This window comes from Azospirillum sp. FG154 (assembly GCF_057809575.1).
The window spans coordinates 1-22,770 of record NZ_JBMDKF010000030.1; the positions used below are offsets into that span (position 1 = coordinate 1).

Sequence of the window (22,770 nt, forward strand, 5' to 3'; positions counted from 1 at the left end):
GTCTCAGCCCCGCCGCGCCGTGTTTTGGATCATCGCCACCAGCGCGGCCCGCTGGTCGGCCTTCTTCGTTTCGCACTCCCACATCACCAGGACCGTCCAGCCCATCGCCTCCAACGCGGCGCGGGCGTTCGCGTCGCGCTGGCGGTTGCGGGCGATCTTGGCCTCCCAATACTCCCGCCGGGTTTTGGGAACGCGGTGGCGGGGGCATCCCTCATGGCCGTGCCAGAAGCAGCCATGGACGAACAGGGCGATTTTCCGGCTGGGGAACAGGACGTCGGGCGTGCCGGGAAGCCGCTTGTCATGCAGGCGATAACGCAAACCGGCGGCCCACAAGGCGCGCCGGATGATTTTTTCCGGCGTGGTGTCGACGCTCTTCACCGCCCGCATGACGCGGGATCGCTCCGGGTCAATCTTCGGCGTCGTCTCCATCATCCGCGCCCTCGATTGTTACCGAAGTCTCCCCACCCAACGCGACGTAGCGCCGTTCGGCAAGCCACTGAAGCCGCTTTGCCTGTGTCAGCAAGGTTCGGCGCAAACCGCCCTGCACCTTTCGTTCGGCGATGACCTGAGCGAGGCGGCTGATGATGAGGGCGCGTCTAGCGTTGCGGAAATCAGGGTGCGAGCGGATGTCACGAACTTCGTCCGATACGATTCGCTGGCGAAAAGACGGAGGTTCGTCAATTGCAAGGTTGGATGTCGGAGGATCTTTTTCGTTGAGAATCGCTTTGAATTGGCTTTCCTCAATGGCCCGCCGGTAGATCAGACTCTCCAGCGCGTCAAGGTGGGCCTTCGCCTCAATGAATTGTGGATTCTTTTTGCTCTTTACGCCGACGTCCTGATATTGGGGCAACGGCCATACGGCAATTTCAAAGACCTCAAAGGGATCCAGCACCGACATTGCAACAGCGTCGGTGCGCTGATTCGTAAGATGACGACGAATGCGGGTCCGCAGCAGCTCGTTTGTCTGGCCAACATAGATTGGCTCGCCGTCATAATCATAAAACGCGTAAACACCCCATTTGTAATTTCCAACCTTCAGACTCTCGCACGTCCCTGAACAGTCGAATGGAGTGTCGAGGAAAATTTCGAGATTCTTTCTCAAAGCATCGGTTTCAAACGGCGGCACATTCACCGCGTCAGATTTTCCGCTTTGTCCGCCGCTCGATTTTTGTTTCTTAGCCATCTTCATTGCCGCAAGCACCCGCAATGCTCCATTCCACGCGCCGGATTTGGTCCGCGCTTCACCGGCTCATTCCGCCGCCAATTGCAAGGCGGATGACTGATTCGCGGCGAGAATAGGCTCGAAGAGGGTCTCTGAGAGATAACGAACCACAGGAACCGCGACGCCGTCACCGGCCAAATGGTAAGCGTCGTTGTAGCCAGATGGCAGTTGATAGCTGTCCGAAAGCCCCATCAATCGGGCAGCCTCACGGGGCGACAGCAAGCGGGACCGCACAACCGGACCATCGACGACGATGATGCTTTGGCGGGACGATCCCCCCGCCGGAGTGCGCAAGCATCCGGCGACGCCGTCAAACCGCACCTCCGCCCGTTGCGCTTTCACCCCATTTTCGACGCGCGTTCTCTTGTAGACGCTGCCCACCACCCTCCGCCCAGCCAACCGCGCAGCATTAACTTTGGCGCGGTGACGTTCGTTCATCATGGACAAAAGGGTGGCTGTCTCTGCCGATGAATGCCATGCGACTCCCGTCGGATGTTCTTCGATGATGTCGGCAAGTTGGCTCGTGCGCTGGGATGGCTCCCGCAATTTCCACCAAATCCATTTCCGCTTTGCCTCGGAAGACAGTGGTTCAATCGCAGACAACAGCGCTTTGGGATGCCATGCGGGCAAAGCGTCATCCGATTGCAAAATGGCGGGTACGGTCAGATCGCCGCGCACCCCCAACACAAACAGGCGCGGGCGGGAGTGCGGCAGAAAAAGGCTGGCATCGATCACCATGGCGCCGAACTGATAACCCGCCCCTGAAAAGGCCGCCGCGATCGCGGCAAAGTCGCGCCCGCCATTGGAGGTCAACGCGCCGTAAACATTTTCAAGCGCGATCAAACGCGGCGCTCGGCCCTCATCGCCCAACCGACGCATCAGCCGCCAAAACGGCCAGAACGTTCCCGAGCGAGTCTGTTCCTTGGACGCCCAATGACCAATTCCTTCGTAATTGCCCGCCAAAGACAGATCTTGGCAGGGGAATGACGCCCATGACAAATCAGCGCAACCGGGCAGATCGGTCACGCTCACATGGTTGACGTCTTTCACCAAAAGGTCGTCATCACCCCAATTCCGCCGGTAGGCGGAGGCCTTCATGTCATCGAAATCATTGGCGAACGCGCAATGCCATCGGTCGCTCAATCCAGCGCGAGCCATGCCTCCGCCAGCAAAGAACTCATAAAACTTAGGCATTCCGCATCCTCACTCTTTCTCCAACGGGAACAGGCGAACTCCAGTCATTCTGTCCTGCGCACGTTGAAGCACTTCATCCATTGCGCGATATTGTGCGGTTGCTTTCGCAAAATTCACGGTTGGCTATGCGCCAATTTGCCGAATTTTGGCATCATAATGGCGCCTCGGCAAGGGGGGGATCTGCGATTTAGAAAGAAACATAATAGGAACATTGCGGGCCGAAGATCGGGGAATTAAGCTCTGCGCAACTTCGCGCGCGGAACAACCAGCGCCTGTTTGCCGCCCCTCACCCCGCCGCGAAGCGCAGGAAGGCGACCCGCGTATCGCCGTAGCGGCGTTCGTCCAGCGTGGTGAAGCCGGGGGGCGGGGGCAGGGGGTCGCGGTCGCCGACCTCGACGACGGCCACGGCGCCGTCGGCCAGCCAGCCGTTGCCGCTCAAGGCCGCCAGGGCCAACGGGGCCAAGCCCTGAGCGTAGGGCGGGTCGAGGAACAGCAGGCCGCAAGGGGCGCTGGCCGGGGGCGGGCGGGTGGCGTCGGCGCGCAGGACGGTCGCGGCGTCCTCCTCGCCCAGCGTGGCGATGTTGGACCGCAGGGTGGTCAACGCCGCTTTGCCGCTGTCGAGGAAGCTGCACCGCGCGGCGCCGCGCGACAGGGCTTCCAGCCCCAACGCGCCGGTGCCACAGAACACGTCGGCGGCGACCACGCCTTCGATCTCCGGCGCCCATTCGGCGTGGGCGAGGATGTTGAAGATCGCCTCGCGCGTGCGGTCGGTGGTGGGGCGGGTGTCGCGGCCTTCGGGCGCGGCCAGTCGGCGGCCGCGATGCTTACCGCCGACGATCCGCACCGGGGCCTTCCTTGCGCGGGCCATCCTTGCGGGGGCCAGACTTGTTGGCCGCGTCCTTGCGCGGGCGTTCGACGCGCTGACGGTCGGTGCGACCATCGCGCTTCTTCACACCAGCGGGCGCGCCAGCGTCGGCGGGCTTGGCCGTCGGTTTCGGGGACGGCTTGGCTCCCGAATGGGGCGCGGCGGACTTTGCGGCGAAGGGCTTGCCACCCTCCTTGCGCTCCGGCCTCGGGCCGCCGGATTTTGAACGGTCGGATTGGGGACGGTCTGATTTTGGGCGATCCGCGCGGGCGTCGGGCTTCGCGCCGTCGAAACGGGAACGGGTCGGTTTGCCGCCCTCCGGCTTGCCGCCATCGGCTTTCTGGCCATAGGGCTTGCGCGGGCGGGCGTCCGTCGCGTCGCGCGATTCGCTGCCCCGATGATGATCGGCGCGGCTGTCGGACTTCGCGCCGTCGAAACGCGGACGGGCCGGTTTGGCTCCTTCCGGCTTGCCGCCGTCGGCCTTCGGGCCATAGGGCTTGCGCGGACGGGCGTCCGCCGCGTCGCGCGATTCAGCGCTCCGGCGATCTGGGCCGCGATGATCGGCGCGGTGTTCGGGCTTGCCGCCGCTGCGAGTCGGCTTGGCTCCCGGCTTCGCCGCGTCGTCCAACGACAGGGTGCGGCCCCGCGTCGGGCGTTCGGGACGGTCGCCAGCGTTCTCGCCGTGCTTGTCCTCGCCGCGCTTGAAGGTCGGTTTGAAGCTTGGTTTGCCGTCGGCGCGGCGGGCGGCGGGCTTGGCGTCCTCGGCGCCCCAGGCGGCTTGGGCTTCCAACCGCTTGGTCGCCGAACGGGGCGCGCGCGTCGGGGCGGCTTGCGGAGCGTCCGACTTGCGGGCGACCTCGACGCGCGCGCCGCTGCGGCTGCGGGTTTCGGTGATCGGCGCGGGTTTGACGACGGCGGTCGCCTCGGCGCGGGCCTTGGCGCGCAGCTTGGTGTTCGACTCCGCCTCGCCCACCACCGAATCGCCGGTGAAGTAATTGGCGATCTGTTCGCGGACGATGCGCTTCGGCACCTCCTCGACGCCGCTTTCCTCCAGCTTGCCGAGTTGGAAGGGGCCATAGGCGACGCGGATCAGCCGGTTGACGACCAGCCCCAGCGCCTCCATCACCTTGCGGATTTCGCGGTTCTTGCCTTCCTTCAGCGACACGGTCAGCCAGGCGTTGCGGCCCTGGATGCGGTCGAGCACGGCCTCGATCGGGCCGTATTTGACGCCGTCGATGGTCGGACCCTTGGCCAGACCGGCCAGCTTGATCTCGTCCACCTCGCCGAACACGCGCACGCGGTAACGGCGGGTCCAGCCGGTGGCGGGCAGCTCCAGAAACCGGGCCAGCTCGCCGTCGTTGGTCAACAGCAGCAGCCCTTCGGTGGTCAGGTCGAGGCGACCGATGGAGACCACGCGCGGCAATTCCGGCGGCAGACGGTCGAAGACGGTTTCCCGCCCCTTCTCGTCACGGGCCGAGGTCACAAGGCCCGAGGGCTTATAATAGCGCCAGAGCCGGGCGGGTTCCGGTTCGGGGATCACCTTGCCGTCGACCTGCACGATGTCGCCGGGGCGGACCACGCAAGCGGGGGTGGCCAGCGTCTGGTTGTTGACGGCCACGCGCCCTTCGGCGATCCAGCGTTCGGCGTCGCGGCGCGAGCACAGGCCGGCGCGCGCCAGACGTTTGGCGATTCGTTCGCCGCCCTCAGCGGAGGAGGCGGCGTTCAGGTCGGTATCGGACATATCCATAAGCCGGACCATAGGGCCAGATTGTCCCGCCCGCAACACGAGTCCCGGCCCTTTCCCCCGCTTTCGCGCCGGAATCGGGTTGACGGGCGGGGAAACCGCCGGGCAGGCTGCCCGCGCCATGCCGCCGCTCCCCAACCGTCCCTCCTTCATGGAGCTTGCCTTCGCCGACGCCGAGGCCGCCGCCCGCCGGGGCGAGGTGCCGGTCGGCGCGGTGATCGTCGATCCGGCGACCAACGCCGTGCTGGCCCGCGCGGGCAACCGCACCGAAGAACTCTTCGACCCCACCGCCCACGCGGAGGTGCTGGCGATCCGCGCCGCCTGCGCCGCCGTCGGCCAACCACGTTTGCCCGGCTGCGACCTGTATGTGACGCTGGAACCCTGCGCCCTCTGCGCCGCCGCCATCAGCTTCGCCCGCCTCCGCCGGGTGTATTTCGGCGCCTACGACCCCAAGGGCGGCGCGGTGGACCACGGCCCGCGCTTTTTCGCTCAACGCACCTGCCACCACGCCCCGGACGTGTATGGCGGCATTGACGAGACGCGCGCGGGCGCGCTTCTGCGGGATTTTTTCAAGGGGCGGCGGTGAGGGGTAGCTTTAATAGGTCATAGAGAAAAGCCGATGCCAACCGGGTCATGGCTATATACTTCTGTACACAAACGTCAAAAACCACCAAATGAAGTGAGATGCTTGCTGGTTCTGCCTTTTCCTGTAGCCTGCTCGTGATATTATGCAGTTCGTTGTGGCAAGCTTGCTGCACTGGTGAGACTTCCGGTAAAGTGGTTATCAAACGAGCTTTCATATTTTCAGAAACTAATGAGGGTACCTAAATGCTAATAAGTGATGATGAGGCAAGAGCCATTCAGGAATCAGCGAAAACAGCATCTAAAATCGTTGATGTTGTAAAGGATTCTGGAGGATTTTTGAGATCGGTCTTTGGAGATCTTGTTGAAGATTCCGTTGGCTTGGTAGCCGATAAGATTAAATTTTATAGAGCGAAAAATTTTTTGGAGCTTCGAGAAAAAACTTTGAGAATATGCAGAGAAAAAAATATTAATGTGACTCATCCATTGCCTCCAAAATTTGTTCTTCCTTTGATTGAGGCGGCAACTATGGAGGACGACGAGAGCATTCAAGATATGTATGCATATTTGATGGCAAATGCTTTAAACCCATTATATAAAGATTTTATAACCCCAGCTTTCATATCTGTTCTTAAGGAATTCACGCCGTTTGATGCGTTGTTTTTCTCAAAGCTATATTCATTTCCAATTGGTTACGGAAATAGGGCCATTGATTTGAGGGCAATTGAGTGGAGAAGGCACTTGGGGATTGATGACGAGAAAGAATATGACTGCCTTCAGGAGCAGAACAAAAATGCAAACTTATATCCAGTAACCGATAAAGAAGATTTCACTATTGATAATTTAGAAAGGCTTGGCTGCGCCAGGAGGGGAGATACACAGTATTTACCAATTTCTGTAAAAACAAATTTCGGATTATCACTATATAAATCGTGCGTAGCGGAAAAGTAAAATAAAATAAAAATTTTCGCAACATATCCGGAATTTTATTTCCTCGCATTAAGATAATATTTTTATGTAAATAATGATAATTTCACGGATTTTGGGTACGGTTTCTGGCTTGTTTTGACGCGTATTTATCTTTTGATGAAGGGTCGTTTCTTTGTTTTAGTTGTTGTTAACGTTGCCGTCGTTCTTACTTAGATTTGATCGAAGGCCAAGTCCCGAAGGGGGCGGTGGGGGCCGCCTCCCTCAGTTTCTATTCGTCCCAGCCTTACCGCTCCACCGCGCGCCAGCCGATGTCGCGGCGGCAGAAGCCGCCCGGCCAATCCAGGGCGTCCACGCCGCGATAGGCCGCCGCTTGCGCCTGCGCCACGGTCGGGGCCAGGGCGGTGACGCCCAGCACGCGCCCGCCGACCGACAGCACGCGGCCATCCTCGGCGCGCTTGGTGCCAGCGTGGAAGACCGTCACCGACTCCACCGCGTTGGCGGCGTCCAGACCCTTGATTTCGGTGTTCTTCAGGTAATCGCCGGGATAGCCCTGCGCCGCCATCACCACGCACAGCGCGGTTTGCTCGGACCAACGCAGATCGATGCGGTCCAGCGCCCCGTCGGCGGCGGCGACCAGGGCGGCCAGCGCGTCGGACTCCAGCCGGGCCATCAGCGTCTGGCATTCCGGGTCGCCGAAGCGGACGTTGAACTCCAGCGTCTTCGGCGTCGGGCCGTCCGGCGTCTGCACGATCATCAAACCGGCGAACAGCACGCCCTTGAAGGGACGGCCTTCCGCCGCCATGCCCTTGACCGTCGGCGCGACGATCTCGCGCATCACGCGGTCCTGAAGGTCGGGCGTCAGCGCCGGGGCCGGGGAATAGGCGCCCATGCCGCCGGTGTTGGGGCCGACGTCGCCGTCGCCCACCGCCTTGTGGTCCTGGGCCGAGGCCATCGGCAGCGCGTTTTCGCCGTCGCACAGCGCGAAGAAGCTGACCTCCTCGCCGTCCAGGAACTCCTCCACCACCACTTCGGCGCCCGCCGCGCCGAAACGCCCGTCGATCAACGCCTCGTCAATCGCGGCGAAGGCCTCCTCCGCCGTGCGGGCGACGGTCACGCCCTTGCCCGCCGCCAGCCCGTCGGCCTTGACCACGATGGGCGCGCCATGTTGGCGGACATAGGCCTTGGCGGCGTCGGCGTCGGTGAAACGGCCATAAAAGGCGGTCGGCACGCCGTATTTGGCCAGCACATCCTTCATGAAGCCCTTGGAGCCTTCCAGGGCGGCGGCGGCGGCGCTGGGGCCGAAGGCCTTGATTCCGATGGCGTTCAGCTTGTCCACCAGACCCAGCACCAGCGGGCCTTCCGGGCCGACGACGACGAAGTCGATGGCGTTGTCCTGGGCGAAGCGGACCAGCGCGTCCACATCCTCCGCCCCGATGGCGACCAGGGTCGCGACGTCGGCGATCCCGGCGTTGCCTGGCGCGCAATAGAGCGCGTCGCACAGCGGCGACTTGGCGATGGCCCAGCACAGGGAGTGCTCGCGCCCACCCGAACCGACGACGAGGACTTTCATGACGCAACGCCCCTTCTGCGCTTGTTGCCGACAGCGCGCCTTGTATCATGCCGACGCCATGACTCAAGATTTTGATGCCGCCCCGCCGCCCGCCCCGCCGCCCGCCCTGCCGCTCATCGCGCCCGAGCCGCGTCCCGGATCCAACCTGCCGGAATTCACGGTCGGCGATCTCGCCCGCCGTCTGAAGCGCAGCATCGAGGAGGAGTTCGGCTTCGTCCGCGTGCGCGGCGAGATCTCCCAACCGAAGAAACACAGCTCCGGCCATTGCTATCTGCGTCTGAAGGACGACACGGCGGTGATCGAGGCGGTGTGCTGGCGCGGGACCATGTCCAAGCTGGCGATCAAGCCGGAGGAGGGGTTGGAGGTCATCGTCACCGGGCGGATGACCACCTATCCGGGCCGCTCGCAATATCAGCTCATCATCGAATCGATGGAACTGGCGGGCGAAGGCGCCCTGCTGAAAATGCTGGAGGAGCGCAAGCGCCGTCTGGCCGCCGAAGGGCTGTTCGAGCCGTCGCGCAAGAAACCGATTCCCTTCCTGCCCGACGTCATCGGGGTCATCACCTCGCCCACCGGGGCGGTGATCCGCGACATTCTGCACCGTCTGAGCGACCGTTTCCCCCGTCATGTCCTGATCTGGCCGGTCGCCGTCCAGGGCGAACGGGCGGCGGCGGAGGTGACGGCGGCGATCCAGGGCTTCAACCGCATCCAGCCCGGCGGCCCGGTTCCGCGCCCCGATCTGCTGATCGTCGCGCGCGGCGGCGGGTCGCTGGAAGATCTGATGGCCTTCAACGAGGAAAACGTCGTCCGCGCGACGGCGGCCAGCGCCATTCCGTTGATGTCCGCCGTCGGCCATGAAACCGACACCACGCTGATCGACCACGCGTCCGACCGCCGCGCCCCCACCCCGACCGCCGCCGCCGAGATGGCGGTGCCGGTGCGCGGCGAACTGCTGGCGCAGGTGCTGGACGACGAACGCCGCCTTCTGGCCAGCGCCGGGCGTCTGCTGGCCGAACGGCGCAACCGGGTGGAAGGGTTGGCGCGCGGCCTGGGCGATCCCCGCGCCTTGCTGGAAGGCCACGCCCAACGGCTGGACGACCGGGCGGAGCGGCTGACCCTGGCGGCGGCGGCGCTGGTTGAACGGCGGCGGACGCGGGTCGGCGAATTGGCGGCGAGCCTGCGCCACCCGCGCGACCAGTTGGCGCAAGCCGGGCAAAAGCTGGCCGGAGAGGCCCGCGCCCTGGACGGCGCGCTGCGCCACGCGGTGACGATGGCGGAAAGCCGTTATCAGCGCGTCGCCGGTCGGCTGTCGCTGACCCCGGCCCGTCACCGTCTGGACGACGGCGCCCGCCGTCTGGCCGATCTGTCGCCCCGGCTGGAGCGCGCCTTCGGCAAGACCGTCGCCGAACGCGGCGCGAAGCTCGACGCGCTCGGCCAATTGCTGGAGAGCTACAGCCACAAACGCGTGCTGGCGCGCGGCTTCGCCCTGGTGGAGGACCGCGACGGCAAACCAATCACCTCGGCCAGCCAGACAAGCCCCGGTCTGGCGGTGACGCTGCGCTTTGGCGACGACAGCCGCGTCGGGGCGACGGTGGACGGCGGCGAGGGGAAGGCTGAGAAGAAGCCGGAGGTTAAGAAGGGGCGGGCGGTTCCGGCGCAGGGGAGTTTGTTTTAGGGGCAGCGGATCGCTGAGCCGCCTCACTCCTTCAGAAGGGTTATGGTTTGGCGGGTTGCTGAGTTTGGGGGGCAGCAGGCGGCTGCATGTAGATGATCTGTGGCGCCGGGGCGGTGATCGTCACCGGCGGCGGAGGGGAGCTGTCAGGCTTGAGCCAGCCGAGGCCACCAATGATTCCACCGATTATGAGCGCCATCAGCGCCAACCCGATGCCAAGACCCGCGAAGGTGTAGTTGGCCAGATCCCGTTTGGTCGCCATACCGGCGACGGACGTTTCAACCCGCCCCAGCACATCGCCGATGCGGTCAAGCTTTTCCTCCATCCGGCCCATGCGTTGGTCCGAATGCTTCGCCCACTCCTCAAGCCTTGTCACACGCTGATCCATAGGAGGATCTTGGGGTGGTTCCGTCGGCTGGTCAACGGTGAGATTTTCTTGGGTTCTATTTTGGGCAAACACATTCAGGACTCTAATGTTTGAATTTCCGCCGGGCATTTTATTTTTTGCGCTCCTGAAGCCAGGAATCAATCGTTTTACGAGAAATACTTTTCACATTTCCACAATTTTGACAGAAAACCACGACGAGGCCAAGAGAGCCGTTGATTTGTGGAGGTCCTGGAAAGGTTATATTTTCCGTGGCTGGGATGAATGGGGTTAATGTTCCCAGCGTCCCATCAATCCCCCATTCCTTTGATCCACACATCTCGCATGTTGGGTCTTTAAATTTTTCTTCCCAAAATTTAAAAAAATTTTCAGTGTTTAAACTTTCCACCATAGCCTCCACGTCCGCTGTTTTCCCAATAGCACAGCGGAAACATCAACCGGCGAGCGCGCCCGCCAAGCCCCAAGGCTTGCACGTTACGATACGCGCGTCTTTTGGATTTAGCAATTTCTTGAGTCGCGCGTCGAACGGAGCAGGCATAGGCTCACCGCCGCCCCGTCACCGCCGCCCGAACAGCCGTTCGATGTCGGCGAGCTTCAACTCCACATAGGTGGGGCGGCCGTGGTTGCATTGGCCGCTGTGGGGGGTGGCTTCCATCTGGCGGAGCAGGGCGTTCATCTCCTCGATCCCCAGCGCCCGACCGGCGCGGACGGAGCCGTGGCAGGCCATGGTTCCGCACACCGCTTCCAGCCGTTCTTTCAGCGACAGGGCGTCGCCCAATTCGGCCAGCTCCTCGGCCAGATCGGCGACGAGGCCCTTGACGTCGGATTGGCCCAGCAGGGCGGGAACCTCGCGGACCAGGACGCAGCCGGGGCCGAAGCCCTCGACCAACAACCCCAACTCGGCCAGTTCGGCGGCGCGGCCCAGCAGGCGGTTGGCCGAGGGTTCGTCCAACTCGACCAGTTCGGGAATCAGCAGGGCTTGGCGCTTCACCCCGCCGTCGAGCAGGGCGCTTTTCATCCGTTCATAGACCAGCCGTTCGTGCGCGGCGTGCTGATCGACGATGACGATGCCCTCGCGCGTCTGGGCGACGATGTAGGTGTTGTGCAGTTGCGCCCGCGCCGCGCCCAGCGGGTGGCTGTCGGGGGCGGGCGCGTTGGCGCTGGCGGGGGCGTATTCGGGCGGACGCGCCGCCGGAGCGAAGCCGGACAGGCGGCCTTGCAAGGGGGGGAGACCGGGTTGGGAGTGGCCGGGTTGAGGGTGTCCGGGTTGGGTCGGCATGGGGTAGGGCGCCTGGAAGGCGTTGGCTCGTTCGGCCATTCCCGGCGTGACCGGCGGATTGCCGCCCCAGGAGGGGCCGCCCCAGCCGGATCCGCCGCCGCCACGCCCATAAGGCAGGGGCGACGGGGTGAAAGTCGCGCCGGTCCCCGAGTCCATACCGTCGCCTTGCGGACGCAGCGCGCCCAGAGTCGCCAGACCGACGGTGGTGGAGGCGCGATGCCCGGCGTCGGCCAGCGCCCGTTTCAGCGAGCCGACGATCAACCCGCGCACCAGCCCTTGATCGCGGAACCGCACCTCGGCCTTGGCGGGGTGGACGTTGACGTCCACCTCTTGCGGGTCGATCTCCAGGAACAGGGCGAGCAGCGGGTGGCGGTCGCGCGGCAGGAAATCGGCGTAGGCGGCGCGCACGGCGCCGACCATCAGCTTGTCGCGCACCGGACGGCCATTGACGAACAGATGCTGGTGGCGCGCGGTTGGGCGGTGCAGGGTGGGCAGGCCGATCCAGCCGAACAGGGTCACGGCCTCGCGCATCGCCTCCACCGGGATGGCGTTTTCCTGGAAATCGCGGCCCATCAGGGCGCCAAGGCGGGTCAAACGGGCGTCGAGCAGCTCGCCCTGCGCCGCCGTCAGCCGCAGGCCCGACCGGCTGCCGCCGCCGCCGTCGGACAGGGTGAAGGCGACGCCGGGATGGGCCATCGCCAGACGTTCGACGCAATCGGCGATGTGGTCGTATTCGGTGCGCGGCGCCTTCAGGAATTTCAGCCGGGCGGGAACGGCGGCGAACAGGTCGCGCACCTCGATCCGCGTGCCCTGGGCCAGGGCTGCGGGTTGCGGGGTTCCCTTGGTCCCGGCGTTGACGGTCAGGCTCCAAGCGCTGTCGGCCCCGCGCGGGCGGCTGGTGATGGTCAGATGGCTGACCGCGCCGATGGACGGCAACGCCTCTCCCCGGAAGCCCAGAGAGCGGATGTCGAGCAGATCGTCGCCGGGCAGTTTGGAGGTGGCGTGGCGTTCGACCGCGAGCGACAGCTCGTCCGGCGTCATGCCGCAGCCATCATCGGTGATCGAAATCAGCGTCTTGCCGCCGTCGCGCACCACGATGTCGATGCGGGTGGCCCCGGCGTCGAGCGCGTTTTCCACCAGTTCCTTCACGGCGGCGGCGGGACGTTCGACCACCTCGCCGGCGGCGATGCGGTTGACCAGGATCTCAGGAAGCAGGCGGATCGTCATGCCACAGATATAGGGGTTCTGCGGCGGCGGGGCCACTCCATTCAGTGGCGGGACGTCTGCGGCGCGAGAGGTTACAGACCCTTCCAGGCGCGGATGTAATCGATCAGCTTCTTTTCATAGAAGGGCTGGGGGCTTTTGTAGCGGGCGACCAAACCGGTTTCCGGGGTCATCTTCACCACCAGGCCGTGACAGGCGACGTCAACCGGATCCTCGCCAAGGTTGAAAACCATGCGGAAATCGAACTGCTGCCGGGCGATCAGGTCGCCCTCATAGGGGCGGAGTCGGAAAGAGCCGATCGCGAACTCCTCCGGCACATATTCGGTGTGGTCGATGACGATGGTTGGCGGGGTTGTTGGTTGCGCGCCCTTCGCCGCTGCGGCGGCGGCTGCGGCGGCCTTGCCGCCGCCACTGAATCTTGACAGCCACGACATGAGCCGCGATGCCCCTTCTTAGACGGGTTAGTCTGGGGTGAGTGAATTCGTCATTTTTCGCAGCATTTGGTTTAGCAACGGTTAATAGGATGTTGCGCGAAGCGTGATTGTTAATTTTCCGTGCCAATTTTGCGGCAACCACTAAAAACGGGCGGATCTGTCGCATGTTGGCCAAGCATGGCGAGCATGCGCAGGTCTTGGGCGTCACGCGCTCGTCACAGACGGCGTGCGGGATTAGGATTTCATTGGCGCGTGTTTTGACTTCGCATATGCGAACATTCAATGTTTTTCTCTTCCGTGAATGCGAAAACTTGTTGGCGCCGCGTCGGCAAGCCGTGAATCCCATTGCGGCCCCACAAAGCTCGGGAGGACAATCATGATGAATCGCACCGTCGGGGATCTCGTCCACAATCACCGGGTCGTGGCGCTGCCGCCGACCGCCAGCGCCCGCGACGCCGCCAAACGGATGCGGGACGAGCGTGTGGCGTCCGTCGTCGTCACCGATCCGGGCGATCACGCCATTGGCATCTTCACCGAACGCGATTTGACCGACCGGGTGGTGGCCGACGGGTTGGATCCCGACGCCACTCTGCTGAGCGGCGTGATGACGCGGTGCCCGGTGACGACCGGCCTCGCCACCACGGTCGGCGAGGCGCTGCGCTGCATGGCGACCAACACCCTGCGTCATCTGCCGGTGGTCGAGGATGGGCGGGTGGTCGGCCTGATTTCCATGCGGGACTTTGTCGGCGACGAACTGGCGGTGATTGATCGGGAAAAGGCGATCATGGACACGTTGACCGAGGTTCTGTGATTCAATCGGCGGTCGCCGGCGCCATGGCGTCGGTTGACGGCGCGGCGTTCGGGCTTAGGTAACAGCCTTGCACCGAACAAGCCTGAACCTATGGAGTCGCGCCCATGCCGCAATTGCCAACGATTCATGATTTCGCGGCGGAGGCGTCGGACCCCAGCCATTACGCCGCGTTGGGGGGCGATTGGTCGCTCGCCATCGCCGACGTGATCGGCAGCACCCGCTTGGCCGCCGAGGGGCGGCACCGCGACGTGAATTTCGTCGCCGCCGCCGTGGTCGCCGTGCTGTCCAAGGCGGTTCAGATGGGAAACAGCCCGGTGGCCTGCCAGTTCGGCGGCGACGGGGCCATCGCCGCCGTTCCGCCGGGGCGGGAAGGGGAGGCGCGGGGGGCGCTGACCGCGCTGGCCCATTGGGCCGGAGAGGTGATGGACGTTCCCCTGCGCATCGGCGTCGTTCCGGTTCGCGCCCTGCTCGACCAGGGGCTGGAGGTGATGGCGGCGTTGCATGATTTCGGCAACGGCGACAGCTTTGGCCTGTTTTTGGGCAGCGGCGTCGTGGCGGCGGACGCCTGGGTCAAAGAAGACGCGCGCTGGCGGCTGGATCCCGCGCCGGGGCCGTTGCCGGGGCTGGAAACGGTGTCCTGCCGCTGGCGTCCGGTGCCGCCGCATCGCGGCACGGTTCTGTGCGTCATCATCGACGCGGTGGAGGACGGCGCGGCGGGCATGGCGACGCTGGCGCGCGTTCAGGCGGACATCGAACGGATCGTGCCGACGGAGGCCGCCGCCCCGCTGGGCGGCGGCGAGCGCATGGTCACGCGCTGGCCGCCGTCCTGGCGCTCGTTGCTGATGGAGGCGCGGGCGAGCCGGTCACGTCTGGCGGCGGTCGGGCGGGTCGGAAAGGCGCTGCTCGCCTCCGCCACCTTGAGCTTTTTGCTGCGCATGGGCTGGAAACTGCCGAGCTTCGACCCGGAGCATTACCGGCGGACGACGGCGGAGCGGTCGGATTTCCGCAAGGCGGCGGGCGGGCCGCGCATGGTGCTGGACGTCACCGAAGGCGAAGCCGCCGCGATTGAACGGCGTCTGGCCGCCGAAGCGGCGGCGGGCGCGATCTGTTACGGCACGGCGCGGGCCGAGGCGACGACCATCACCTGTCTGGTCGGCGATCTCGCCGCCGACCGCCATGTGCATTTTCTGGACGGCGACGGGCTGGGGTTCTGGCGGGCTTCGGTGATGCTGAAAGCGATGAAGGCGGGCAAGATCGGCGCGGCGGCGCCGCAGAGTTTGTGAGCAAACGAGTCTTTGACTGAGGAGACGTGAGGGGATGGCCGCGTCGGCCCCCTCCCCAACCCTCCCCCGCCGCTGGCGGGAGAGGGAGCCTTGCGCCTTGTCGGCGTTCGGCGGAGTTCCCTCTCCCGCTGCGAAGCGGGGGAGGGGTAGGGAGGGGGCGACGCGCCTCCGGCGTACCAATCACGCGACGACGTTGACGCCTTGCGAACCACGCGGCGCGATGCTGGCGAACAGCTTTTGCGCGCTGGCGGTGTCGCCCGACTTCAGCGCGCTGCTGATGTCGCTCAGGCTGCTGGTCAGCTTGTCGAGGAAGGCGTTGCCCGTCGTCTTCGACGCGCCGCTGCTCGACGAACTGCTGGACGACGAGCTGTCGCTGTCGGTCTCGCCGTCGCTGTCGTCGTCCTCGCTTTGCGCCGACAGAAGCTTGGTCAGCGAGGTCAGCGAATCCTGCGCGCCCGACACGTCGCCCGATTGCAGCGATTGGGCGAGGCTGCCGACGGCGTCGCGCACTTCGCTTGATCCGCCGCCATCAGGGGGCGGGCCGTTGGGCGGCGGGCCACCCGCGCCGCCAGGATCACCCGCGCCGCCGGGGCCGCCGCTGGGCGGGCCGTTCTTGCTGAAGGCTTCCTGCACGGCGCTGATGTCGCCGGACTTCAGGGCGTCGCCGACGCTGCTCAACAGCTTGTTCAGCGGGTTTTTGCTGTCGTTGGCGGCGCTGGTGGACGAGGTGGACGACGAACCGCTGCCGTCCTTGCTCGATTGCAGCTTGGACAGGGAATCATAGGCGGTCTGGACCGACGACAAATCGCCGGACTCGACCGCCTTTTTCAGCGCGCTGATCCCCTCCCGAATCTCCTTGCCCGGCCCTTGCGGGCGCTGGGCGTATTGGCTGGAGGAGGACGAACTTACCAAGGATACGGACATGGCTCTCTCCTGACGGACTGCCTCACAGTCGGTTTGACGGCGGAGAGAGCGGCGCTCCTGCGCAGAAAAATATTTATCTCAAATTTTGTTCATCTGCCCGCCGGGCAATCACACCCGGCCCCAGACGCGGCGGCGTTCCAGGGCGTCAACGGGGACAATCTCGGTGCCGATGGGCCACAGCGCCAGCATCGCCAGCTTCAGATGCGCCCAGGCGAAGGGCAGGCCGATGATGGTGACGGCCAGACCGACGGCGGCGAACAGATGGCCCAGCGCCAGCCACCAACCGGCGAACACGAACCAAAGAATGTTGCCGATGAAGCCCAAACCGCCGGTGCCAAGGTCGCCGCGCCCCCGAATCTCGTCGCGCCGCACGGCGGTCTGGCCGAAGGGCAGCAGCGTGTAATGGGCGATGGTCAGGGCGGCGCGCGCCCAGGGCAGGCCGATGATCGACACCGCCATCAGCAGCGCGGCGATCAACCAACCCAGCGCCATCCAGACGCCGCCGGTGACGACCCACAGAACATTGAGGAGGAAGCTGAACACGGGCATGGCGGGGATACTCCTTCTGGAACCCTCATGTGGGGATGGTCTTTCGGCCCGTCGAGAGGGGACAAGCGGGAAATGCGCGGGCGCGGGGGCGGCGGCAAAAAAGAACGAAAGGAGTGCGGACGGGCTTCAGCGAGTCGCGCCGCGTGCTATACAAGACGCCGCCGCACAGGAAAGCCGTGATCCCATGTCCGACCATTTCGACGATGACCCGCTGAGCAGCGCCGCTTTTGAGCCGACCGCCGTTCCGACTCCGGCGCAGCGCTTCGCCTATCTCGACGGGCTGAATCCGTCGCAGCGCGCGGCGGTGGAGGCGTTGGACGGGCCGGTGCTGGTGCTGGCCGGAGCGGGGACCGGCAAGACGCGGGTGCTGACCACCCGGCTGGCCCATCTGTTGATGACGCGGCGGGCGGCGGCCTTCCAAATTCTGGCCGTCACCTTCACCAACAAGGCGGCGCGGGAAATGCGCGAGCGCGTCGCCGCCCTGGTCGGGATCGAGCCGGAAGGCTGGTGGCTGGGCACCTTCCACGCGTTGGCCGCGCGCATCCTGCGCCGTCACGCCGAGCTGGTCGGGCTGAAATCGAACTTCACCATTCTGGACACCGACGATCAGATCCGCCTCATCAAGCAATTGCTGGAGGCCGAGAACATCGACGCCAAGAAATGGCCGCCGCGCCAGGTTCTGGGCGCCATCGAACGCTGGAAGGATCGCGGCCTGACACCCGACCGGCTGAACGACAGCGACGGCGGCGACGTCGCCGGTGGGCGCGTGGTGGCCATCTACCGCGCCTATCAGGAGCGGCTGCGCACGCTGAACGCCTGCGACTTCGGCGATTTGCTGCTGCACACGCTGGTGATCTTCCAGAAGCACCCGGACGTTCTGGCCGAGTATCACCGCAAGTTCAAATATCTTCTGGTCGATGAATATCAAGACACCAACGTCGCGCAATATCTGTGGCTGAGGATCCTGTCGCAGTCGCACAAGAACATCTGTTGCGTGGGCGACGAGGATCAATGTCTTGTGGCCGGAACGCCCGTCACTCTGGCGGACGGAACCCGCAAGCCGATTGAAGACATTCGGGTCGGCGACGCCATCCTGTCGAATTACGGCAGCGGCGACCACCGCCCGGCCCGTGTCGTCAACACCCACGCCAAGGATTGGCGGGGCGGCGCCGTGGTGATCGAGACCCAAGCGGGCCGCCGGATCGTCAGCACGCCGGAGCATGTCCATTTCGCCGGGTATCGCTTGGGCGTCACGCCGCAAACCTATTTCACCTATCTGATGCACAAGCAGGGGGTGGGCTGGCGGCTTGGCACGTCGCAGGTCTACACGGCGGGGCAGGTCAAGCCGATGGTCGGCTTCACCCAACGTCTGCTTCAGGAACGCGCCGACGCGCTGTGGATCGTCGGCGCGCACGCGACTGAAAACGACGCGCGGGCCGACGAATACATCACCTCGCTGCGCTATCAGATTCCGACCTTGCCCTTCGTCCCGCGCAAGGGCCGTTCGGTGAATGGTCTGGTCCAGGACGCCGCCTATCTGGGGCGGGTCTTCGCCGCGTTCGACACCGACAGCCACGCCAAGCGGCTGCTGGAGGATCGCGGCCTGTCGTTGGAGCATCCGCACCACCGCCCGCGTTCGCGCAACGCCAGCCGCCGCAACGTCGTTCTGACCTTGTGCGGCGACCATCGCGGGGCGACGCCGATGCATCGGATCTCCATCGTCGGCAACGACGCGGACGGGCGGGAGCGGCTGAGCGCGCTTGGTTTCAGCGTGCGCGGGGCGAAGGCCGATTCGGACAGTTGGCGGGTTGAGACGGCGAACAAGGATTTCGCGCACGTCGCCGCCGACGCCGAGCGCATTCGTGCGGCGTTCGGATCGGTTCATCTGTTCCGCGTCGCCCGACTGGGCGGCAACGATGGCGAAACGACGGATGGAAACTCGTTGCCCTTCACCCCGGCGGCGTCGGTGATGCCCGGCATGGCGCTGTTCGCCGAGGATGGAACCTACGACATCGTGACCCGCGTCAGCCGCGAATCCTACGCGGGAACGGTGCATGATCTGGACGTTGAGGCGACGCACAATTTTTCAGCGAACGGGCTGTTCACCCACAACTCCATTTACGCGTGGCGTGGCGCCGAAATTGGCAACATCCTGCGTTTCGAGACCGATTTTCCCGGCGCCACCATCGTCAAATTGGAGCAGAATTACCGCTCGACCGGGCATATTCTGGCCGCCGCGTCGGGCTTGATCGCCCACAACCAGGGGCGGCTTGGCAAGACGCTGTGGACCGAGGCCGACGGCGGCGAGCCGGTGCGGGTCAAGGCGGTGTGGGACGGCGAGGAGGAGGCCCGTTGGGTCGGCGAGGAGATCGAAGCGCTCCAACGCAAGGGAACCCCGCTGTCGCAGATCGCCATTCTGGTGCGCGCCGGATTCCAGACCCGCGAGTTTGAAGAGCGTTTCATCACGCTGGGGATGCCCTACAAGGTGCTTGGCGGGCCGCGCTTTTACGAGCGGCAGGAAATCCGCGACGCGATGGCCTATTTCCGGGTGGTCAACTCGCCCGACGATGATTTGGCCTTTGAGCGCATCGTCAATCTGCCCAAGCGCGGCGTCGGCCCCGCCGCCATGCAGACGCTCTACGCCGCCGCCCGCGCGCGCGGCGCGCCGCTGACCGAAGCGGCGTGGCTGCTGACCGACACCGACGAGTTGAAGCCCAAACTGCGCGGCACTCTGCGCGGTCTGTTGCAGGACTTTTTCCGCTGGCGGACCATGCTGGAAACCGTGCCGCACACGGAAATGGCCCGGATCATCCTGGACGAATCCGGCTACACCAAGATGTGGCAGGAGGACAAAACCCCCGAAGCGCCGGGCCGTCTGGAGAATCTGAAGGAACTCGTCACCGCGATGGGCGATTTCGAGACTCTGGCGGGTTTCCTGGAGCATGTCGCCCTGGTGATGGAGAACGCCGAGGCCGCCGGGGTCGATCAGGTCACGGTGATGACCCTGCACGGGGCCAAGGGGCTGGAGTTCGACCGCGTCTTTCTGCCCGGCTGGGAGGAAGGGGTGTTTCCCAACCAGCGGGCGCTGGACGAAACCGGCGTCGCCGGGTTGGAGGAGGAGCGGCGGCTCGCCTATGTCGGCCTGACCCGCGCGCGCAAGCGGGCCTATGTCAGCCACGCCGCCAACCGGCGGCTGTACGGCAATTGGGTCAGCGCGCTGCCGTCGCGCTTCGTGGACGAATTGCCGCAGGGCGACGTCGAGACGGAGGCCGCGCCCGGTCTGCATCCCGGCGGCGCCGGGGCGGCGTTTCGCGACGCGATGGGCGGCTTTGGCGGCGGCGGGTTCCAGTTTCGTGGGCAGACCCGCCAGCCCCCGGCGGCGAAAACCATCACGCTGGACCAGGGCGCCTACGCAGTGGCTCCGCGCGCCCGGCCTGAAGCGGCCTTTGACAAGGGTTCCCGCGTGTTTCACCAGAAATTCGGCTATGGCACCGTTGTCGGCGTGGAGCAGGACAAGCTGGAGATCGCCTTCGATCAATCGGGCACGAAGAAGGTGATGGACAGCTTCGTCGTCCCGGCTGAAAAAGCGGGCTGATCGCCCAACCGCTGGATGAGTCGGCTGTGACGGTCGTCACAGCGGGGTGGACGCCAAGCGGCGCAGTCTCCATCTGTGTGTGGGGCCACCGGAGGGGCGTTTCGTGTTTGGCAAGGGCAGCACCAGTTACGAGGTTCAAAGCCGCCGTGACGGACGCTGGCGCATCGAAGGCGCCTTCACCGATCAGGAGGCGTCGCTCTCCTGCGCCCGCTCGCAGCTCATGGCCGGTGGGGTGGAAGAGGTCAAGGTCATCAAATTCCGCACCCTGGCCGGTCTTGGTCTGGAAACGGTGATCCTGCACAAAAAGGCGCCGGAGAACAAAACCAAGCCGCTGGTTCTGGGCGGCACGGCGGACGGCGCGCCGGTCTGCCGGACCCTGGACGATCTGCGCGGCTTTGAAAGCCGGGTGGTGATCGGTCGGTTGCTGCGCCCCTTTCTGGACGCTCAGCGCATCACGCCGACCGAGCTTTTGCATTCCTGGCCGCATTTCCGCAAATTGGACGAGCAGGGCGCGCTGCTCAGCGCCGCCATCCACGCCACGGCCCGGCATCACGCCGACCTTCATGGAACGGTTGTGCCGACGCGGGTGAAGGAGATCCGTCGCTTGGTGGACGCCGCCGCCGCGCAGGCTCGTGATTTTTTGGCTGAGCGCAAACGGTTGCCCAGCTTCAACGCCCATGATCTGAACGACACCAGCCGCCGCATCGACGAGGCGGTGGGGGAGGAGGGGCACGACGCCGTGTTCCTCAGCCTGCTGACCCTGCACATGGTGGAAGGGGGCACGCTGGGCGGCAAGCTGGATGTGCTGCTGGAGTTGATTGGCGAGGACGCCGCGCCGCGCCATCTGGCGCTGATCGACGGCGTGATGGCCGACGTGCTGGGATCCGCCGACACCTTGAAAGAATTGCTGGGGCCGCAGCCCAGTCTGGTCATGGGTTTGTGCGCGTTGGTCGATTCGCTCTATGGCCGGAACCCCGATCCGATGATCCCCCAGCCGGCGGTCGCCCTGTCGCAGGTGTGCGATTTGACGTTGCGCGGGCGGGCGCCGCTGTGCCGGATCGTTCTGATCGACCGGCTGCGGCAGGCTTTGCTCAGCGACCAGCCGCTGGATCGGCGCGACGCCAAGTCGGAAGGGGCCTTGATCCAAAGCCTGACCCAACGGTTGAAAGGGCCTGACGGCGAGTTTCTGGGCGGGGCGTTGGTCGCCAAGGCGTTGGACCGCCGCATGGTCCGTCATCGCCAGACCGTTTTGCGCGATCAAGGCATGCATGACATCGCCGACCGTCTGTCGGCGGGTTGAACGCAAAGGTTTGGCGTGAGGTCGGGCAGGTCGCGCCGGTCATGGGAAATTCACATGACCGGCCTTTGGCGCGCTCCTAAACAAGGGGCGTCACATCCTGCCCGCAAGTTTCCTTGCCAGCCTTGAGGATACATCATGCTGTCGTCCGTCTTTTTCCCCCGCGCCGCGCGCCGGGCCGCCGCCGCTCTGGCCGTTTCCACGCTGATGGTCGCCAGCGGCGCCGTCGCCCAGACCGTGACGCCCTTCTCCTTCGGTCTGTGGGGCGATCTGCCTTACGCCAAGAATGGCGACGGTCCGAAGATGCGGCGGTTGATCGACAACATGAACGCCGCCGACATCGCCTTTTCGATGTTTGACGGCGACACCAAGGATGGCAGCTCCGAATGCACGAACGCCAGCTACGCCGACGCGGCGGCGCTGTTCGATTCGTTGAAGCGCCCGGTGATCTACGTGCCCGGCGACAATGAATGGACCGATTGCCATCGTTTGAACAACGGTGGTTACGACAATCTGGAACGGCTGGCCTATCTCCGCAAAACGCTGTTCGCGACCAACCAGAGCTATGGCCAGTCCAAACTGACGCTGGAGCAGCAGGGCAAGCCCGGCGAGAAATTCTCCGAAAACACCCGGTTGATCCACAACGGCGTCGTCTTCGTCGGGCTGAACATCCCCGGCAGCAACAACAACAAGGTGTTGGGCGAGAAGGATTGCACCAAGAAGAGCGCCCGCAAGGCCGATCAATGCGCCGCCGACAACGCCGAGCATGAGGAGCGCGACGCCGCCAACATCGCCTGGATGAAAGAGGCGATCGCCAAGGCCAAGGCGCTGAAGGCGCCGGGCGTGGTGCTGACCTTCCAGGCCGATCTGGGCTTTGATTTGCCGGAAACCGAAGAGGTGAACGAGCGCAAGACGCCGGGTTTCGACGGCTATGACCGTTTCATCGACGCGCTGGTGGACGAGGCCAAGGCCTATGACGGTCAGATCCTGATCGTCCATGGCGACACCCATTTCTTCAAGGTGGACAAGCCGCTCGTCAACCAGGCGAACCTGATCGCCAACGTCACCCGCGTTGAAACCTTCGGCAGCCCCAACGCCCATTGGGTGAAGGTGGATGTCGATCCGACGGCGCGCGAGCTGTTCGTCGTTCATCCGATGATCGTTCCCGGCAACTGATCCGGCGCGGCTGAGAACCGGGCGGGGCTTCGCA

General features: G+C 64.7%; 20 protein-coding genes. 8 read left to right on the plus strand and 12 right to left on the minus strand.

Going from position 1 to position 22,770, the window contains the following annotated elements:
• Positions 1-3 precede the first annotated feature (3 nt).
• The 5 genes from ACODS4_RS24270 to ACODS4_RS24290 all read right to left on the minus strand — a co-directional run bounded on the left by ACODS4_RS24270 (position 4) and on the right by ACODS4_RS24290 (position 5,028).
• Entirely contained in the window at positions 4-432 is a 429-nt protein-coding gene (locus ACODS4_RS24270; protein ID WP_488868247.1) for a very short patch repair endonuclease, read from the minus strand.
• Positions 407-1,201, minus strand: a complete 795-nt coding sequence (locus tag ACODS4_RS24275; RefSeq protein ID WP_488868248.1) for a GIY-YIG nuclease family protein — start codon at positions 1,199-1,201, stop codon at positions 407-409. Before ACODS4_RS24275 ends, ACODS4_RS24270 begins: the two co-directional genes overlap by 26 nt.
• Positions 1,202-1,249: 48 nt before the next feature.
• The gene (locus ACODS4_RS24280) at positions 1,250-2,416 is read right to left on the minus strand and encodes a DNA cytosine methyltransferase (RefSeq protein ID WP_488868249.1); all 1,167 of its coding nucleotides are present in this window, start codon (positions 2,414-2,416) and stop codon (positions 1,250-1,252) included.
• A gap of 286 nt (positions 2,417-2,702) precedes the next feature.
• Positions 2,703-3,260, minus strand: coding sequence for a 16S rRNA (guanine(966)-N(2))-methyltransferase RsmD (gene rsmD / locus ACODS4_RS24285; protein WP_488868250.1), 558 nt, complete (start codon positions 3,258-3,260; stop codon positions 2,703-2,705).
• Positions 3,241-5,028: a pseudouridine synthase gene (locus ACODS4_RS24290; RefSeq protein ID WP_488868251.1), complete on the minus strand. Its 1,788-nt coding sequence runs from the start codon at positions 5,026-5,028 to the stop codon at positions 3,241-3,243. The genes rsmD and ACODS4_RS24290 overlap by 20 nt, the downstream gene beginning before the upstream one ends.
• 148 nt (positions 5,029-5,176) lie before the next feature.
• Here ACODS4_RS24290 and ACODS4_RS24295 point away from each other — a divergent pair, with 148 nt between their 5' ends.
• Entirely contained in the window at positions 5,177-5,611 is a 435-nt protein-coding gene (locus tag ACODS4_RS24295; protein WP_488868300.1) for a nucleoside deaminase, read from the plus strand.
• A 242-nt stretch (positions 5,612-5,853) separates the two neighbouring features.
• Positions 5,854-6,558 carry an Abi-alpha family protein gene (locus ACODS4_RS24300; protein WP_488868252.1) on the plus strand — a complete coding sequence of 235 codons (705 nt, stop codon included), beginning with the start codon at positions 5,854-5,856 and terminating at the stop codon, positions 6,556-6,558.
• 262 nt (positions 6,559-6,820) lie between these two features.
• Here the strand turns inward: ACODS4_RS24300 and purD are convergent, their stop codons facing one another.
• Complete coding sequence (gene purD, locus ACODS4_RS24305; RefSeq protein ID WP_488868253.1) at positions 6,821-8,107, minus strand: phosphoribosylamine--glycine ligase; 1,287 nt, start codon at positions 8,105-8,107, stop codon at positions 6,821-6,823.
• Positions 8,108-8,165: 58 nt separating this feature from the next.
• Here purD and xseA point away from each other — a divergent pair, with 58 nt between their 5' ends.
• Positions 8,166-9,782, plus strand: coding sequence for an exodeoxyribonuclease VII large subunit (gene xseA, locus ACODS4_RS24310; RefSeq protein WP_488868254.1), 1,617 nt, complete (start codon positions 8,166-8,168; stop codon positions 9,780-9,782).
• A gap of 40 nt (positions 9,783-9,822) precedes the next feature.
• Here xseA and ACODS4_RS24315 read toward each other — a convergent pair whose 3' ends face one another.
• The 4 genes from ACODS4_RS24315 to ACODS4_RS24330 form a co-directional block, all read right to left on the minus strand.
• Positions 9,823-10,167, minus strand: a complete 345-nt coding sequence (locus ACODS4_RS24315) for a hypothetical protein (RefSeq protein ID WP_488868255.1) — start codon at positions 10,165-10,167, stop codon at positions 9,823-9,825.
• Positions 10,168-10,276: 109 nt separating this feature from the next.
• Positions 10,277-10,564 carry a hypothetical protein gene (locus ACODS4_RS24320; RefSeq protein WP_488868256.1) on the minus strand — a complete coding sequence of 96 codons (288 nt, stop codon included), beginning with the start codon at positions 10,562-10,564 and terminating at the stop codon, positions 10,277-10,279.
• A 156-nt stretch (positions 10,565-10,720) separates the two neighbouring features.
• Complete coding sequence (gene mutL / locus ACODS4_RS24325; protein ID WP_488868257.1) at positions 10,721-12,670, minus strand: DNA mismatch repair endonuclease MutL; 1,950 nt, start codon at positions 12,668-12,670, stop codon at positions 10,721-10,723.
• 71 nt (positions 12,671-12,741) lie between these two features.
• A complete protein-coding gene (locus ACODS4_RS24330; RefSeq protein ID WP_488868258.1) occupies positions 12,742-13,101 on the minus strand; it encodes a hypothetical protein in 360 nt (119 codons plus the stop codon).
• Positions 13,102-13,477: 376 nt separating this feature from the next.
• Between ACODS4_RS24330 and ACODS4_RS24335 the strand changes: the two genes are divergently transcribed.
• Positions 13,478-13,912 carry a CBS domain-containing protein gene (locus ACODS4_RS24335; RefSeq protein ID WP_488868259.1) on the plus strand — a complete coding sequence of 145 codons (435 nt, stop codon included), beginning with the start codon at positions 13,478-13,480 and terminating at the stop codon, positions 13,910-13,912.
• A gap of 104 nt (positions 13,913-14,016) precedes the next feature.
• Positions 14,017-15,195: a DUF3095 family protein gene (locus ACODS4_RS24340; protein WP_488868260.1), complete on the plus strand. Its 1,179-nt coding sequence runs from the start codon at positions 14,017-14,019 to the stop codon at positions 15,193-15,195.
• Positions 15,196-15,375: 180 nt separating this feature from the next.
• On the opposite strand, the gene ACODS4_RS24345 is transcribed toward ACODS4_RS24340, so the two are convergent.
• Both ACODS4_RS24345 and ACODS4_RS24350 read right to left on the minus strand, forming a co-directional pair.
• A complete protein-coding gene (locus ACODS4_RS24345) occupies positions 15,376-16,119 on the minus strand; it encodes a hypothetical protein (RefSeq protein ID WP_488868261.1) in 744 nt (247 codons plus the stop codon).
• Positions 16,120-16,227: 108 nt separating this feature from the next.
• Positions 16,228-16,668, minus strand: a complete 441-nt coding sequence (locus tag ACODS4_RS24350; RefSeq protein WP_488868262.1) for a YccF domain-containing protein — start codon at positions 16,666-16,668, stop codon at positions 16,228-16,230.
• A 184-nt stretch (positions 16,669-16,852) separates the two neighbouring features.
• On the opposite strand from ACODS4_RS24350, the gene ACODS4_RS24355 reads away from it, so the two are divergent.
• The 3 genes from ACODS4_RS24355 (at position 16,853) to ACODS4_RS24365 (ending at position 22,736) form a co-directional block, all read left to right on the plus strand.
• Positions 16,853-20,263: a UvrD-helicase domain-containing protein gene (locus ACODS4_RS24355; RefSeq protein WP_488868263.1), complete on the plus strand. Its 3,411-nt coding sequence runs from the start codon at positions 16,853-16,855 to the stop codon at positions 20,261-20,263.
• A gap of 103 nt (positions 20,264-20,366) precedes the next feature.
• Positions 20,367-21,563, plus strand: coding sequence for a hypothetical protein (locus tag ACODS4_RS24360; RefSeq protein ID WP_488868264.1), 1,197 nt, complete (start codon positions 20,367-20,369; stop codon positions 21,561-21,563).
• A 135-nt stretch (positions 21,564-21,698) separates the two neighbouring features.
• The gene (locus ACODS4_RS24365) at positions 21,699-22,736 is read left to right on the plus strand and encodes a hypothetical protein (RefSeq protein WP_488868265.1); all 1,038 of its coding nucleotides are present in this window, start codon (positions 21,699-21,701) and stop codon (positions 22,734-22,736) included.
• Positions 22,737-22,770: the final 34 nt, after the last annotated feature.